Here is a 15,117-nt window from a genome sequence, read left to right on the forward strand (position 1 = left end):
TACCTTCAGTCTCCCAAAACGGAAGTAACTAAACATATTCCGTTCATAAAAAGACAAGAGAGTTATCAGGGCGCAAGCCTAATTATTAATTATCATTTTTAAATTAAAACATAAGAGAGATGGATGCTATCAATGATTTTTTCACAGCCTTTAGTTCATTCCTTTGGGGATGGCCTATGATTATTTTATTGTTGGGAACTCATATTTTTCTAACCATCCGCCTGCGCTTTCCACAGCGCAAGATATTCCAGGCTATCAAATTGTCTGTCAAGAAAGACAAGAAGGCAACGGGGGATGTTTCTCAATTCGGAGCACTAGCCACTGCCTTGGCAGCTACCATCGGTACGGGTAACATCATCGGTGTGGCTACAGCCATAGCATTAGGTGGACCAGGTGCTGTCCTTTGGTGCTGGCTCACCGGTGTTTTCGGTATTTCTACCAAGTATGCAGAGGGACTTCTTGCCGTAAAATATCGAGTTAAGACAACACGAGGAAAGATGCTGGGAGGTCCGATGTATGCTCTAGAAAAGGGATTGGGCTGGAAATGGCTTGCCATCCTCTTCGCAATCTTTGCCGCCCTTGCTTCTTTTGGTATTGGCAGCACAGTTCAAGCTAATGCCATCTCAACCCTTGTAGAGAATCAATATGGCATTTCTCCTTTCATTACAGGCTCGATAGTTACCATTTTAGGAGCTGCCGTAATCATTGGTGGTGTAAAGACAATCTCTAAGGTTTGTGGAATGCTTGTACCTTTCATGGCCCTATTCTATGTATTGGGCTGTATTTATATTCTCATTGTAAATCATGCCTACATTCTCCCTGCCCTACAGATTATCTGCGAATCAGCTTTTACAACAAAAGCTGCTGGTGGTGGTTTTGCAGGTAGCACACTGATGCTTGCAGCCCGTTATGGTATTGCCCGTGGTCTTTTCTCTAATGAGAGTGGACTTGGTTCTGCGCCAATCGTTGCCGCAGCTGCTCAAACCCGCAATCCCGTTCGACAGGCATTAGTTTCATCAACAGGAACATTCTGGGATACGGTCATCATCTGCGCTCTAACAGGACTGGTAATCACCAGCAGTATCATAGCCTATCCAGATATAGACTATCATGATGGAGCAGCACTTACCAAAGCAGCTTTTAGTAAAATACCATATATTGGAGCTCCATTACTAACATTTGGTCTGACCACCTTTGCTTTTAGTACTACACTAGGTTGGAGTTATTATGGCGAACGTTGCGTAGAATACCTGAAGGGAAAGAAATGGATGCTTTGCTATCGCATTCTCTACATTGCCAGTATATTTGCAGGAAGTGTCATCAGTCTCGGTCTGGTATGGAACATAGCTGATTGCATGAATGCTCTTATGGCTATTCCAAATCTCGTCTCTTTACTATGTCTTAGTGGAATTATTGTGCATGAAACAAGAAAGTATCTTTGGCGCCACCGTCTAGATCAGGATATGGAGGAAAGCGAATTACAGGAAGTAGAAGACAAATAACCGTGCAAACGATTGTCCTGAAGAAATAGCAGAAAACTATATATTTTTGATTCATCCTACCATTTTCTTTTGTACCTTTGCAGCAGAAAAGGTAAATTTATAGAAAACATAGGTTAAAAGAGATTTTATTAGTTTTTGTTGATTAAAAAAATGCCCAGGCAGCAGTGATGCTATCCTGGGCTTTTTGTTTTATATGCTCTATTCACTTATATTCTGTAATCATCAACAAGAATTTTCACTTCTTATTCAGCATTTATCTGCAAATGCTTCATTCCGTGTCCACCCCACGTTGTATAATTGACGAATTGGAATCCCATACGAGTATAAAGGCTTTCAGCTCTTGGATTGCCTTTATCAACCAATAATCCAACCTTCGGAATACCAAGTTCCTTACCACGTTGTATGGCAGCATTCAACAAAAGCTTTGCAATCCCCTTACCTCTATAGCTACTGGAAACAGCCAAACTGTCTAGATAGTATTCACCTTCTTGAGTCTCAGCATCCATACTCGAATAATCAATTCCAAAGGTATCAAGAGCCTCATCTACAAATCTTTTGCGCAAAGTCTTAAGTTGAGCTCCATCATAAGCCACCAAGATGCCAGCAACCACACCATCAGCAGTCATAGCCATCAACACATTTCGGTAACTATACTGGCTATCCTCCATCTTTACCAGACGTTCCATCAACTGATGAAAATCAGCCAATGTATGACGAGGTCCGGCAAAATTCTGACAACATTCCGTATTCATCGCTTCCATAATGAGCGATGCTATATGCGAAGCTTTATCTGGGGTTGCTTGTTCGATATGTATCTTCATTTTCGTTTAGTTTTTACAATTACGAATGCAAAGATAATAATAATTAACGAGATAAACAAAACTTTTTCTTTTTCTTTACTTTTGTTTCACAAAGATTTTATATCTTTGCCCCATAATTCAATAACAAATGTTAAGATAGAGGCTGGCAGATTGTCACAACATCAATTTCCCAGAGTGAAAAGCTATCAAAAATCAATTGATAATATAAGATCTCTATCCTTCATGTTTGGGTAGAGACCTTCATTATTATTATAATCTTTTGTAAAAACTGACAATTAAAGACTTTTTCTTTGCTGATTCCAAATAATAATGCTAACTTTGCGCACGAATTTGTTTTATCTTGAGAAGACAAAGAGACAGAAAGATTGTAATGATATGGAAAAAATACTAATAGTTGAAGACGACATCGCATTTGGAACCATGATTCAGACATGGCTCAGGAAGAAAGGATTCGAAGTTGAAAAAACGACTTCGGTGAAAGCAGCTATACAGGCGTGGGAGAAGTTGGAAAGTGGATTTGATCTGGTGCTATCCGACCTTCGTCTTCCAGACCATGATGGTATTTTCTTATTGCAATGGATGAGAAAGCACGGCGTGCAAGTACCTTTCATCGTCATGACCAGCTATGCAGAGATTCAGAACGTAGTACTCGCCATGAAATCGGGTGCAACAGATTACGTTGCCAAACCTTTTCATCCGGACATCCTCCTGGAAAAGATTAAGGAAGCCATAAAAAATCACAATACAAGCTCTCTATCAGAGAAAAATATAGAGCAGAGGGAGACTACAGGAAATCAGGAGCCTATAGATAATAAAAAAGTATCAGGAAATACGGAATCTAAAGGAAATGTAGATGTTCCTAAATATCTTGAAGGAGAAAGCGAGGCTTCAAGAAAACTCTATAGTTTTGTATCTCTGGTTGCTCCTACTCCTATGTCGGTTCTCATTCTAGGTGCAAGCGGAACGGGTAAGGAATATGTGGCTCGTCGCATTCATGAATTAAGTCAGCGGGCAGGGAAACCTTTCTTTGCACTCGACTGTGGAGCCATTCCTAAGGATGTGGCAGCATCAGAATTCTTCGGTCACAGCAAGGGAGCCTTTACGGGAGCAGACCAAGACAAAAAGGGAGCTTTCGAAATAGCAAATGGCGGTACACTCTTCCTGGACGAAATGGGGAACCTGAACTATGAAGTGCAAGTGCAACTGCTTCGTGCCCTTCAGGAGCGAAAAATTCGTCCATTGGGCAGCAACAAGGAAATCGACATCGACATCCGACTGGTTTGCGCCACCAACGAAAATCTGGCACAGCGTGTAGCAGAGGGAAACTTCCGCGAAGACCTATACCATCGCATCAACGAGTTTACCATCTACATGCCGGAGTTGAAAGACCGTGGTGCCGATCTCTTCCTCTTTGCTGATCTCTTTATCAAACATGCCAACAAAGAACTCAATAGAAACGTGGAAGGACTCGACAGCAAGGCGAAGGAGCGAATTGCCGCCTACAACTGGCCGGGAAACCTGCGCGAATTGAACAATGTGATGAAACGTGCCACTCTTCTTGCCACAGGCAGATATATTGGAGTAACAGAACTGGAACAGAGTATGGCTCATATTCAACCACAAGCTCCTACCACCCTGCATGATGAGGAAACAGAACTGCAGCGTATAGAAGCAGCACTAAAAGCGGCAGGAGGTAACAAGAGTAAAGCTGCACAATTGCTTGCTGTGGATAGAAAGACGCTGTATAACAAGATGAAGAAGTACGGCATCTGAGGAACTTTCCCCAATATTTTGGGGAAAAATTCCACACTTGTTCCACAACTTCCACAAAGTTAAGATTTGGCACAAAAATGCATATTAACTGATTATCAACCATTTACTAAAAGGAGGAATCTTTTGGCACGCAGATTGTGATATTAGATTGTGAACTCGCAAACAAGCAACAATGCAAGTAAGACGGTTCATTAAAGTAAAAATAATATTCACAATAAAAAATAAAAAGATTATGAAAAAGTTAGTATTCGCAGCTATCGCTGCCATGGTAATGGTATCAGTTAGTAATGTATTCGCCAACAACAAGATGGCAAGTATTTCATCAGTAGCTCCAGTAGACACAGTTGCTCCTGCAGAACCAGCAGACACAACAGTAGAGAAGACCACTCCAGCAGAGACTCCAGCTGATTCTACAACAGCAACAACAGATTCAACTGTAGCAAAGTAATATCACCTTCAAAAACAGTAATAAACAGAAGAAATAGAAAGACATTAAATATCAGTAATTACGCTTCGCTTTCAATTAGGCAGGAGACTAATGATAAAATTCATTGGTCTCCTGACTTGTTTTTAGCCCTTTCTTTTCTTTAAATCAGTTTTTTGCATTATCTTTGCAGAAGATAAGCTGCACTCGGCAATCTGAAAGCAAGCTTTCATTGCGCTCGTTTGCATTATCTTTGCAAAAGATAATTAAGTAAGTAGATTTCACATGCACAAAAACAATATTCCACTCAAGGTAGCCCTCGGCTATTGCATTATTGCCATTATCATGATTCTGGCAATCAGTCTCGTATATAGCAACACCAAGAGCATCATCGCCATCAACGAAGCATCTCGTGAGTACATCAAGAAAAAGGATGCAGCAGACAGTACCATGACTTCTCTGCTCAAAGAAGAGCAGAAGAACTTGAAGCAACTCTCTGATGCAATGGCAGGGAAATCTACGTCCAATTATCTGCAAGATAAGGTAAAAAGTCTCAATACCGGCAAGGAGTCTATCGTTGTTCATTCCAAAGCCCCACAAACCCACGAGGCAAAGAAAACTACGGTGGAAGTAATGAAGACTCGCCGAGGATTCTTCCGGCGACTAGCCGATGCTTTCAAGAAAGAGCATGCAGAGACGCTAAGCATCAAGCAAGACAGCAACAGAGCCATCATTGATTCTATCACAACTCCTGTGAATGTGGCAGAAAATGTAGCCAACATTCTGGACCAGATAGACAAGAAGGAGAAGGTGGCTACGCAAGATCATAAGGAAAGTATCAACAAAGAGATGGAAGACTTGAAAATAGTCAGTACAAAACTTGCCTTACGTTCTGCCAAGCAACTGAGTGATGTACACCAAAGGGAACGTGACTCTATGCAGAAAGCCATCAACAAAGCGATGGCAGCCCGCAGACAACTGTTGTGGCAAATAGGTTTACTCACACTAATAACACTCTTTGCAATTATCGTCATGATTTGGTTCATCTGGCGCGATGCTAGAAAAGAGCGCATCTACCGGGAGAATCTTGAGGCAGCCAACGAAGAAATCCAACGCATCATGAACCAACGTGAACGACTTCTTCTCACCATTACCCACGATATCAAGGCTCCCGCAGCCTCCATTTCCGGCTTCATCGACCTGATGAAAGAATACGTCACCGAAGCACAAGGTATGGAATGTCTTCAAAATATCAAGAACTCAGCAGCTCATCTTTCCAGACTCGTAGCTTCTCTTCTTGATTATCATCAGTTGGAAAATGGATTGATGAAGGTTCAGCCTGTTTCTTTCTCTCCAGCCCAACTGGTGAAAGAATCGGTAGAGGGAATGCGATTACGAGCCAAAGAGAAAGGCTTATCCATTTCGTATGAGATGACGATGGGAATGAAAAAGGAAGCAAATCAGGAGAATGAAACAGACAAGGAATTATTCCTAGCCGATGCTTTCCGTATTCGTCAGATTCTGGATAATCTGGTGAGCAATGCCATCAAATATACCGATCACGGAAGTGTCAACATTGAGGCACGAGTTTCCAAAATCATGGGTAAGCTGACACTCACCCTGAGCGTGCAAGATACCGGCAAGGGAATGACTGATGAGGAAAAGCAGAAAGTATTCCAGGCATTCACCAGATTAAAGAGTGCACAAGGCATCGAGGGAACAGGCCTGGGCTTGTCTATCACTCAAGAACTGGTGTCGCTTCTCGGTGGAGAAATTCTACTTCGTTCTACCTTGGGCAAAGGTTCCAGTTTCATCGTTACGCTGCCTATTGAACCAGCTCCAAAGGATGATTCGATGGAGAGCAGAGAGCAAACATCTGATTATCAAAAAGAAGAGAACTCAGCCAACCAAAAGAAAGTTCCACAAGAATTTGTAAACCATAAGGTTCTGATTCTCGATGACGACAAGCTTCAGCTTCAACTTCTCCAGGAAATGCTGCGACGCATAGCAGGCGATTCCTGGCAAGTATTCGCCTGCAATCATGTGATTGATGCACTCACCATCCTGCACAATGAGCAGCCAGCCCTCATGCTGATGGACATAGAAATGCCAGAAATGAATGGTACAGAGATGATTACCCATATCAACCATACCAATATGACTGTCATTGCTATGACAGCGCATGATACGAGTATCCGGGAACAACTTATAAAAGCCGGCTTCGACGATTGCCTGTTCAAGCCATTCAGCATGGAGAAGTTATCTGCTATCCTGGGAATAGATTCTGAACCTCAATCCCACTTTGACGCTCTTCTCGCTTTTGCAGAGGGCGATGAAGAGGCTGCAAAAGAGATACTAAACACCGTGAAGCAGGAACTTGCCGAACATCTAAAGAATTTGAAAGAAGCCATGGAGGAGGATTCCTTATCTATAGATAAAATAGGAAAAGCTGCTCACAAACTTCAGCCGATTGCCAGTATGATGCAGATGAGTTGTCTAGAAGAACTGAAGGCACTATCGCCTGAACATATTCAAGAGAATGGAGAAGAAGAGATTAGGAAGAAATTGAAGGTTGTTGCAGATTGCTTGCAGCACGTGCTGGAACAGAGTTTCTAGCACGCGCCTTCCCTTTTATTCCCTGATTTGCTGCGGCGTCAGCCCTGTATGCTTCTTGAAATAACGACAGAAGAAACTGACATCGGCAAAATGAAACTCCCAAGCCATCTCCTTGATGCTTTGCGTAGTTCGCTTAAGATGCATCTTAATCTGCAGAATCACGTATTGGTCGATGATGGTCTTGGGGGTATGCCCCGTTACCTGGTTCACGATGTTGGTGAGATATTTCGAGGAGATATTCATCTGGTCGGTATTGCGGATTGCGCTGAAGATACTCATGAAAACCGATGAAGAACGCCTTCAACTGGCACAATACCAATTGGGAGATACAAGTACACTCCGATTGGTCGAAATAAACTTTTAATAGGGCAAACATACCATTGATGATGTTTGTCACCACGGGGATATCCTGTCTGCATCTGTCTTCCCGTAAGGAAGAATAAACCGTCTGTTCCAGTTGCAGACTTGCTTCACGAAGCAAGGAAGGATTATATTTCAGGATTTCGGCTTGGAAGCAGTTCGCTGTTTGAAGAGATTTGCAATCCCCGTTTTCAGTTTCAGGGGATTTGCAATCCTCATTTTCAGTTTCAGGGGATTTGCAATCCCCATTTTCTGTTTGAGGGGATTTGAAATCCCCGTCAATCTTCAATTCTACTACATCATTCGGGAACAGCGTAATCACCGCCCCCTCATAAAGTTCCCAATCCTTATAATTCACCTGTAGCCTCGCCTTTCCTTTCCGGCAAATCAATATTGCTCCGTAAGTCAATACTTGCGGACCCTCCTGCCATTCCTCCAAACCAGAGCAGGAAAGGCTTGCTTCCTGATAACTGCTCTTCATGGAATTGACGATGGCAGGCAAGATGTCGCGCGGCTTGCCTTACGATGCCACCAATCTTCTGATGCTCAGTATCCGGAACCTCTATGGCATTACTTGTATCATCGGTCTTGCCGTATTGCTCATCTTCCTGCTATGGGATGTTCAGCCGGTAAGAAGTACCCTGAAGAAAATGCCAGCATGGAATTTTGTAGGCAGAAAGATGAAAAAAGCAAGCAGATAATGCGCACATTCAAAGAAAAACATTATCTTTGCATTTAGTTTAACAAAATGAAATATTCCTTTTTTTAAAGGAATAAGGAAAAACATCAAAGAAAAAACTATGGCAAAGAAAGCGATTGTGATGGGGGCAACCTCAGGAATAGGAATGGAAGTAGCCAGCCTCTTAGCGCAGAGAGGTTGGCAGGTGGGAATAGCCGGAAGAAGAGTAGAGCGACTTGAAGAAGTAAAAAGAAATACAAACCAGATTATTTCTGAGAAAACAAAAGTATCTCAGAAGGGGAACATTTCAGAAGGCGTGAAAGCATCCAGGGGAGAAATCATCTGCTATCAGCAGATAGATGTAACTTCGGCTGACGCCCCTACTCTTCTTCAGAAACTCATCGAAAAACTCGGTGGGATGGATTTATATTTCCATAGTTCAGGAATCGGATGGCAAAACTATTCACTTGATTTTGAAAAGGAAATGAAGACCGTTGAGACCAATGGGCTGGGATTTGTAAGAATGGTGGATACGGCTTTCAACTGGTTTGCCCAACAGAGTCAAGGGCAAGAGCTAAGACTAGAGCAAAAATCAGATAAAGGCAAGGGCAATGATACTTACCGCATCGCCTGCATTACCTCTATTGCCGGAACGAAAGGGCTCGGTGCTGCTCCTGCCTATTCTGCCACCAAGCGTTTCCAGAATCATTATCTGGAGTGCCTTACCCAGCAGGCTCACATGCGCCATCTTCCTATCGCCATCACAGATATCCGCCCGGGTTTCGTAAAGACTGACCTGATAGCTGGCAGCAACTATCCCCTGCAATTAACTCCTCAGGAAGTGGCTCAGCAGATTGTAAATGCTATAGAACGGGGAAAAACAGTCAAAACCATTGACTGGAAATACAGCATCCTCGTTTCGCTCTGGCGAATGATTCCCAGATGGATTTGGACAAGACTTACCATTAAATAATATAGAAACTATACTTGCATTTGATTTTATACCTAGATAAAATCTCCGTTCATAGACGTTGAATGTCCGTTCAAAGACATTGAACCGCCGTTCAAGGACGCTGAACCGACATTCAACGTCTATGAACGAAGATTTCAAAAGGATTAAAGAAAATCTTTTCCTGTTACAATCAATACTTTTTCTGTAACAACCTAAACTTTTCCCAAGATCAACATTAAAAGGAGAGTAGAAACATGAAGAAAAGAAAAGCGTGCAAGCTACATTTCTATAGCCTGCATGCTTTTCTTTTTTATAATTACAGTTTACAATCTTGCTCCGAATCTTGCGCTTGGCAATGGGGCGGCGAAGTAATAGTTCTGGTCATTATTCTTATCCAGGAAATTCACCTGCTTCATGCCGAAGAATGGCAGCCCCTCAGGGAAGAGACGGACAAAATCGGTTACACCTCCTGAGAGGGCAGGACTGCCTGCCTGATAATCGAAATTCCAACCCTTGTCGAATGCCAATGGAGCACCTTGGGCTACATCATCAATCTCGCAATTGATATTCATCTTCTCGCTCTGCTTGAAACTCTTGAAGAGAGGATTGAGCTGACCAGCCACGCTGCTCTTGATATCGGTATCAAACCAGATGCCGAGCTCTGCATCCTTCGCCATCTGCGCTACGCCTGTCTCTGTAGATGCAAAGTAGTAGTTTGGTGTAAGACGACTGTGCTCCATATCAGCACCATCCTTCTTTGGCTGCTTCAGTCCGAAACGGGAATCGTAGATGAGGTTGTTTACGAAGACTGGCTTCGCTGCCTTCTCTACCCAGACAGAACCACCCTTCTTGTTTTTGGAACGGCGCCAACCGCAATTGATGATGGTGTTGTTATAGACGGTCATCTCAGAGAGAGGGATTACCTCGCTATTTCCGGCATTAGAAAGCTTGAAGGCGTTGGTGCAGGCGTTGTAGATGATGTTGTTGGCTACATCGAGCTTGCAACCTGCCTTTACGTTGATGGCCTCGCCACCATCGGCTGCATTTCCGCTATCGGCAAAGATATTGTTGATAATCACGCCGTTACCACCGGTAAAGTAAGTCTGGTCGTTGTAGTTGTCATGGAAGAAACTGTTGGTCATCACAAACTTGCCGTTTACATTACAGAAGTGAAAGGCTGGCACACCGCCATCGATGGTGGTCTTGAAAAGCTTGTTCTGGAAAGAAGCTGAACTCTCGGTAGGAGTAGCACCGGCATAGGCCACATCCACGTGGTTGAGTACCACCTCCTCAGAATTGTATCCGCAGATGATGCCGCCCCAATCAGCAGGCTTCCTGGTATCAGAAGTAAAGACTACCGGTTTTTCGGCGGTTCCCATACAATAGAGATTGCCCAACACCACGATTTCTACCGGCACCTGAACCTCTGATTTGCAGGTAACAGTTACGCCCGGCTCGATGTAGAGCGATGCTCCTACAGGAATCTCTACACTCTCGCTCAGGGTAGTATCCTTGGTCCAAACCACAGAACCTACGGGATATTCTGCCACCTTCGTTGTGATGACATCCTTAGAACCCTGGTTCTCATTGCCATCACTTCCATTACCGCCGTTATTCACGTAATCGTATGGATTGATATTATCGTTCTCGCAAGATGTGGAGAACATTGCAGCTGCTGCCATCAACAGCAAAGCAGCAAAAGTACTTATCTTTTTCATTTCTTCTTTTTTCTTTTTTAACTTTAATATAAAGACTTGGGAACCTGCGATGGAATCGTTGGGAACGGGGGCGCAGGGGGGAAAAGGCTCTTTTACCTTTTTACTTTTTTACCTTTTAAAGTTTGTATCTTACTCCCAGCAGGAAGGTTCTGCCATACTGATAAGTTCCCACGATGGTCTTATCGCTCTTCTGGCCCTCATACTCCAGGTTGCTCTTGTTCACGGTCTTCAAGTATCTCTCGCGCTTGGCATCGAGCAGATTGTTTGCCTTGAAGAAGATGGAGATGCCGTTCTTGAATTGCTTCTCGGCACTCAGGTCGAGACCGAACATCGCCTTATCCCACTGATCGGCATCCTTGAAGGGAGAAACCAGGGCGAGCTTGGTGCCCGTGAAGGAAGAGGCAAGCTGCGCATTCCAGCCATGCTCCGTATCCTTATATAATAAGGAGATGTTGGCGGTATGAGGAGCTTGGTTAACCAGCGGACGGGTCTGGGTTACGCCCGTCTTATACTCAGCACTACCCTCCTGGTACTCACGCTTCGAAGTGGTGATTTCAGAATGGGTGTAAGTATAATTCGCCTTCACTCCGAAGTGGCGGATGTACTTGATCACGTCGATTTCGAAGCCCATGTTCTTGGCATTACCCAGGTTGTCAGGCATGTAATAGGCATCGGTACCGGCTCCAATCTTGCCATCCGATGTTACGAACACCTGTTCTATAGGGTCTTTCAGATACTTATAGAATACGCCGGCAAGAATTTGTTCGGTCTTGCTTGGGAACCACTCCCAGCGCAGGTCGATGTTGTCGATGCGGGCACGCTTCAGGTTTGGATTACCTTTTTCCTGATACTCCTCGCCCAGAATCTGATAAGGCACTATCTCGTAGAAGCCCGGACGGTTAATGGAGCGATAGTAAGAGAGACGCACGTTCATCTTCTTGGTTGGCGTCCACTTAATGGATGCCGATGGCAGATAATCCCAGTAGCTCTGCTCGCCCACCTGTCCCATGTTGCGGAAGTGCTGGAGCATGGTGTAAATCTGGTTGGTGTGCTCAGCACGGAAACCGGCATTCAGTTCGCCCACCTCGCTCTTCAGGGTTACCATGGCGTAGGCTCCGCCGATGTGTTCCTTGGAATCGTAGTTGAGCTGAGAAGCCTGAGAATAAGGAGTCTTGCAAACCCAATCGATGTGAGCAAACTGGTCTATTCCGTTGCCATCCAATCGCTGCGAGATGTCGGCAGGATTGAAGATGTAAGAATAATATCTGTTGCTGCGCTCCTTTCTGCGATACTGTGCGCCTGCCTTCCAGAGTGCCTCCACAGAGTTGGCGAAATGGGTATCGTAAGAGAGGTTGATGTAACCCGCCCAGTCGGTATCCTTGTTGTGCTGGAATCGGCGTTCGGCACTCTTAGGCAGGGTCTTGGTGATGTTCTTGTCGCCTTCCCAGATGGAACCCGAAACGGCATCGCCGCCATTCTCGGCTTTTCTGCTCACGGTATTCGTCAGGGTAACGTAAGTTCTATCCGGATCTTCCTCCTTAGCCTGAGAGAATACGCCCGACCAGTCTATGGTAAAATCCTTGGCAAGATGATGCGTACCCTTCAGGTTGGTGGCGAAGATGCTCTGGGTGGTTGAAAGAGAGCGCACTTCATCGTCCTGCGTGTAGCTGTCGGCTCCGATGTATTCGGTATTGACGCTATTGTTGTATCTGGTACCCTTGGAATTGGTGCGCACATACATGTTGTACCATTCCAGCTTGTGGCCAGGCAGGGTTAAATCTATCTTGGCATGAGCACCCGCAGTAAGGTCGTGGATGCTGTAGTAGCGATGCTGCAGATTGGAAATGTACATGGCCTGCTCGCCCGATGCCATCTTTACGGAATTATAGGTGCGCTCGGTGCCACGGAAAACATTCTGCACGCTTCCGGCAAGCATCACGCCCAGGCGGTCGTTCCAGAAGCGGTTGCCGATGCTCAGACCTCCTATGAAGTTAGGAGCAGGAAGAGAATGGCTCTTCAACTGAACAGGACCGTTCTTGAAATCGCTCATCTGCGCCTTGTAGTCTTTTCCGAAAGCCTCGTAAGGAGATTTCTTTGTATAATCAGAGCGGTTGCTGGTAAGATAATCTCTGCCATCCTTCCAGAAATAATCACTTGCTCCGATGGCTGCATTCGCCTGAATCTGGAAGCGGGATGGGGCATCCTTCATCACCATATCCACTACGCCGCCAGCTGCATCACCTTCCATATCAGCAGTAAGAGACTTGGAAACCACGAGGCGGTCCATCAGATCTGAAGGGAAGATATTCAATGGGATGTAACGGTTTTTATCATCCGGACTAGGAATCTTCACGCCGTTCACCAGGGTGTAGTTGTAGCGCTTGTCCATACCTCGGAGGATGGCGTAGGAAGCCTCGCCCGATGCATCACGCTCCATGGTTACACCCGATACACGCTGCAGAACGCTCGCCACGTTGACGTCAGGCGAAAGCTGGATGCTCTGCTGGCTCATCACGTTGAGCACGTTGCCGGCATTCTTCACGGATTCTATGGCGCTGCGGTCGCTACGGTATTCACGATGGCCGGTAACCACCACTTCGCCCAACTGCTTCAGGTCTTCTTCCATGGCGATGGTCAACTGTCCATCCTTTCCCACTTTTCCATCTTTGGAAAAGTCTTTAGCCACATCCACCACCATCTCCCTGGTCTTGTACGACATGTAGGAAACGATGATGGTCACCTTGCCTTTATCAGGCAATTCATGCAGGGTGAAAGTACCATCAAGTCCGGTGGTGGTACTCACGTTGGGCAGCTCCTTTACCCGGATTACGGTTCCGATGAGGGGCTCGCCCGTTTTGTTATCCTTGACTATACCATCCAGCGTGTGTGTCTGGATGGCGGTAGTCGCAGCGGCAAGAAGCGCCGCACTCAGTAAAAATCTTTTCATCGATATCGCTATTGATTCTTCATTCGTTTCTTTTCGCAAAAAAGCTTCTTTTACCTTTAATATAAAAGCTTGGAGACCAGCGATGGAATCGCTGGGAACGGGGGTGCAAAGGAGTTAAAGCTTTTTTTACTTTTTTACCTTTTTACTTTTTTACCTTTAAAACCGTGTGGATGATTTTTCCATCCTTGTCAATCATCGACATTCTGAGCTGCTTCTTATCTGCTGTAAATACAGAGAAACCATCGGCTGGACTGCAGAACACGGTGCCATCGATAGGCTTCACTGGACGAGCCAGAGACGAAGAGGAATTGACTACGTAGTCGATGTTGTCACCCTTCTTCTGGATGTGCTGGAAGTTGTGGATGTGACCGCAGGCATAAATCGCTACATTATTATATTTATGGAGGATAGGCAGAAGGCACTTCTGCATGTCGAGGCGCTCATTCTCCTTCTTCGTGGTGTAGGCGTAGATCGGATGATGGCCTACCACGATGACCCAGTCTTCCTTGGCATTCTTCAGGGTTTCATCGAGCCAGGAGAGCTGAGCCTCTGCATCCTGCTTGCAGGCATCAGGATAGATTTCCGGATTCTTGCGGTAAGAATCGATGAGGGGCGTGGTGTCGAGGAAGATGACGCGCACGGTGGTTCCCTTGTGATTGAACACCTTGGTGTAATATTTGGCAGGCATCATCCAGCGGCGGCTTACCTTGCCGTAGTCCATAAAAGCCTGAGTATTACCACGATACTCATGGTTTCCACAAACCGGGAACCAGTTGAGCATCAGGTCGGGATGAGAATAAACCCATTCATAATTGGTAAGCCACAGAGGGTCCTGGGTAGAAGCCACGCCATTGAAATGGTGGATGTCGCCCACGGCAAGTACGCATTCAGGATCTACCGTGCCCGCCATCTCGCCCATCAGTTCGGCGATAGGCTTCTGGTCGTAGTAGCCGTTTCGGCCCATATCATTGGTCATGTAGAGGGTGATTTCACCCTTCAGTTTCTGCCATTCGGCAGCATTCGCCTTCCAGTTAGGATTCTGCGGAATGGCGGTTGCTGCACTCTGAGAGCAGGTGGTTAATGCTGCGTTTTGAGCCTGTGCCGTCAAGCCTCCACCCAACAATAAAGCCGAAGCCAAAACTACAGTAGCTACTCTACCTTTCATCATAGCAAAGCCATTCATGCTGCTATGCTTACCCGATACTTTCTTTTCCATTTTTCTTTATCTGACTATAATACATTATTAAATATTGATGATACCTTTCCCCTTCCGGGGTTGTATCTGTTAAATTTCGGGTGCAAAGGTAGGGGTATTATGTGTCAAT

General features: G+C 45.1%; 12 protein-coding genes. 6 read left to right on the top strand and 6 right to left on the bottom strand.

Translation table 11 applies throughout. The annotated features are described in order from the left end of the window. The first annotated feature begins 119 nt into the window (after positions 1-119). Complete coding sequence (locus ACTQ16_RS05285) at positions 120-1,502, top strand: alanine/glycine:cation symporter family protein (protein ID WP_441936480.1); 1,383 nt, start codon at positions 120-122, stop codon at positions 1,500-1,502. Positions 1,503-1,744: 242 nt separating this feature from the next. Here the strand turns inward: ACTQ16_RS05285 and ACTQ16_RS05290 are convergent, their stop codons facing one another. Continuing rightward, complete coding sequence (locus tag ACTQ16_RS05290) at positions 1,745-2,323, bottom strand: GNAT family N-acetyltransferase (RefSeq protein ID WP_441936482.1); 579 nt, start codon at positions 2,321-2,323, stop codon at positions 1,745-1,747. Between the two features lie 375 nt (positions 2,324-2,698). Between ACTQ16_RS05290 and ACTQ16_RS05295 the strand changes: the two genes are divergently transcribed. The 3 genes from ACTQ16_RS05295 (at position 2,699) to ACTQ16_RS05305 (ending at position 7,136) form a co-directional block, all read left to right on the top strand. Beyond that, on the top strand, positions 2,699-4,096 hold the full coding sequence (locus tag ACTQ16_RS05295) for a sigma-54-dependent transcriptional regulator (RefSeq protein WP_441936484.1): 1,398 nt from the start codon (positions 2,699-2,701) through the stop codon (positions 4,094-4,096). A gap of 232 nt (positions 4,097-4,328) precedes the next feature. Next, positions 4,329-4,544, top strand: a complete 216-nt coding sequence (locus ACTQ16_RS05300; RefSeq protein ID WP_441936486.1) for a hypothetical protein — start codon at positions 4,329-4,331, stop codon at positions 4,542-4,544. Between the two features lie 261 nt (positions 4,545-4,805). Next, entirely contained in the window at positions 4,806-7,136 is a 2,331-nt protein-coding gene (locus ACTQ16_RS05305; RefSeq protein WP_441936488.1) for an ATP-binding response regulator, read from the top strand. 15 nt (positions 7,137-7,151) lie between these two features. Here the strand turns inward: ACTQ16_RS05305 and ACTQ16_RS05310 are convergent, their stop codons facing one another. After that, the gene (locus ACTQ16_RS05310) at positions 7,152-7,379 is read right to left on the bottom strand and encodes a helix-turn-helix domain-containing protein (RefSeq protein WP_441936587.1); all 228 of its coding nucleotides are present in this window, start codon (positions 7,377-7,379) and stop codon (positions 7,152-7,154) included. Then, complete coding sequence (locus ACTQ16_RS05315; RefSeq protein WP_441936594.1) at positions 7,282-7,977, bottom strand: hypothetical protein; 696 nt, start codon at positions 7,975-7,977, stop codon at positions 7,282-7,284. The genes ACTQ16_RS05310 and ACTQ16_RS05315 overlap by 98 nt, the downstream gene beginning before the upstream one ends. Between ACTQ16_RS05315 and ACTQ16_RS05320 the strand changes: the two genes are divergently transcribed. Both ACTQ16_RS05320 and ACTQ16_RS05325 read left to right on the top strand, forming a co-directional pair. Continuing rightward, complete coding sequence (locus ACTQ16_RS05320; protein WP_441936490.1) at positions 7,976-8,197, top strand: hypothetical protein; 222 nt, start codon at positions 7,976-7,978, stop codon at positions 8,195-8,197. The genes ACTQ16_RS05315 and ACTQ16_RS05320 overlap by 2 nt on opposite strands. Positions 8,198-8,296: 99 nt before the next feature. Next, positions 8,297-9,148, top strand: coding sequence for an SDR family NAD(P)-dependent oxidoreductase (locus tag ACTQ16_RS05325; RefSeq protein WP_441936491.1), 852 nt, complete (start codon positions 8,297-8,299; stop codon positions 9,146-9,148). A gap of 302 nt (positions 9,149-9,450) precedes the next feature. Here the strand turns inward: ACTQ16_RS05325 and ACTQ16_RS05330 are convergent, their stop codons facing one another. From ACTQ16_RS05330 to ACTQ16_RS05340, 3 genes are all read right to left on the bottom strand, one after another. Further along, positions 9,451-10,845 carry a right-handed parallel beta-helix repeat-containing protein gene (locus ACTQ16_RS05330; RefSeq protein WP_441936493.1) on the bottom strand — a complete coding sequence of 465 codons (1,395 nt, stop codon included), beginning with the start codon at positions 10,843-10,845 and terminating at the stop codon, positions 9,451-9,453. A 115-nt stretch (positions 10,846-10,960) separates the two neighbouring features. Further along, positions 10,961-13,792: a TonB-dependent receptor domain-containing protein gene (locus tag ACTQ16_RS05335; RefSeq protein ID WP_441936495.1), complete on the bottom strand. Its 2,832-nt coding sequence runs from the start codon at positions 13,790-13,792 to the stop codon at positions 10,961-10,963. Between the two features lie 142 nt (positions 13,793-13,934). After that, complete coding sequence (locus tag ACTQ16_RS05340) at positions 13,935-15,008, bottom strand: metallophosphoesterase (protein ID WP_441936497.1); 1,074 nt, start codon at positions 15,006-15,008, stop codon at positions 13,935-13,937. Positions 15,009-15,117 lie beyond the last annotated feature (109 nt).

It is taken from the genome of Prevotella sp. LCP21S3_D2 (assembly GCF_052118345.1).
GTDB lineage: Bacteria > Bacteroidota > Bacteroidia > Bacteroidales > Bacteroidaceae > Prevotella.

Excerpts from the sequence above, each read along its gene's own strand:
- ACTQ16_RS05285 (WP_441936480.1), top strand. The coding sequence starts at position 120 with ATGGATGCTATCAATGATTTTTTCACAGCCTTTAGTTCATTCCTTTGG.
- ACTQ16_RS05290 (WP_441936482.1), bottom strand. The coding sequence starts at position 2,323 with ATGAAGATACATATCGAACAAGCAACCCCAGATAAAGCTTCGCATATA.
- ACTQ16_RS05295 (WP_441936484.1), top strand. The coding sequence starts at position 2,699 with ATGGAAAAAATACTAATAGTTGAAGACGACATCGCATTTGGAACCATG.
- ACTQ16_RS05300 (WP_441936486.1), top strand. The coding sequence starts at position 4,329 with ATGAAAAAGTTAGTATTCGCAGCTATCGCTGCCATGGTAATGGTATCA.
- ACTQ16_RS05305 (WP_441936488.1), top strand. The coding sequence starts at position 4,806 with ATGCACAAAAACAATATTCCACTCAAGGTAGCCCTCGGCTATTGCATT.
- ACTQ16_RS05310 (WP_441936587.1), bottom strand. The coding sequence starts at position 7,379 with ATGAATATCTCCTCGAAATATCTCACCAACATCGTGAACCAGGTAACG.
- ACTQ16_RS05320 (WP_441936490.1), top strand. The coding sequence starts at position 7,976 with ATGGAATTGACGATGGCAGGCAAGATGTCGCGCGGCTTGCCTTACGAT.
- ACTQ16_RS05315 (WP_441936594.1), bottom strand. The coding sequence starts at position 7,977 with ATGAAGAGCAGTTATCAGGAAGCAAGCCTTTCCTGCTCTGGTTTGGAG.
- ACTQ16_RS05325 (WP_441936491.1), top strand. The coding sequence starts at position 8,297 with ATGGCAAAGAAAGCGATTGTGATGGGGGCAACCTCAGGAATAGGAATG.
- ACTQ16_RS05330 (WP_441936493.1), bottom strand. The coding sequence starts at position 10,845 with ATGAAAAAGATAAGTACTTTTGCTGCTTTGCTGTTGATGGCAGCAGCT.
- ACTQ16_RS05335 (WP_441936495.1), bottom strand. The coding sequence starts at position 13,792 with ATGAAAAGATTTTTACTGAGTGCGGCGCTTCTTGCCGCTGCGACTACC.
- ACTQ16_RS05340 (WP_441936497.1), bottom strand. The coding sequence starts at position 15,008 with ATGGAAAAGAAAGTATCGGGTAAGCATAGCAGCATGAATGGCTTTGCT.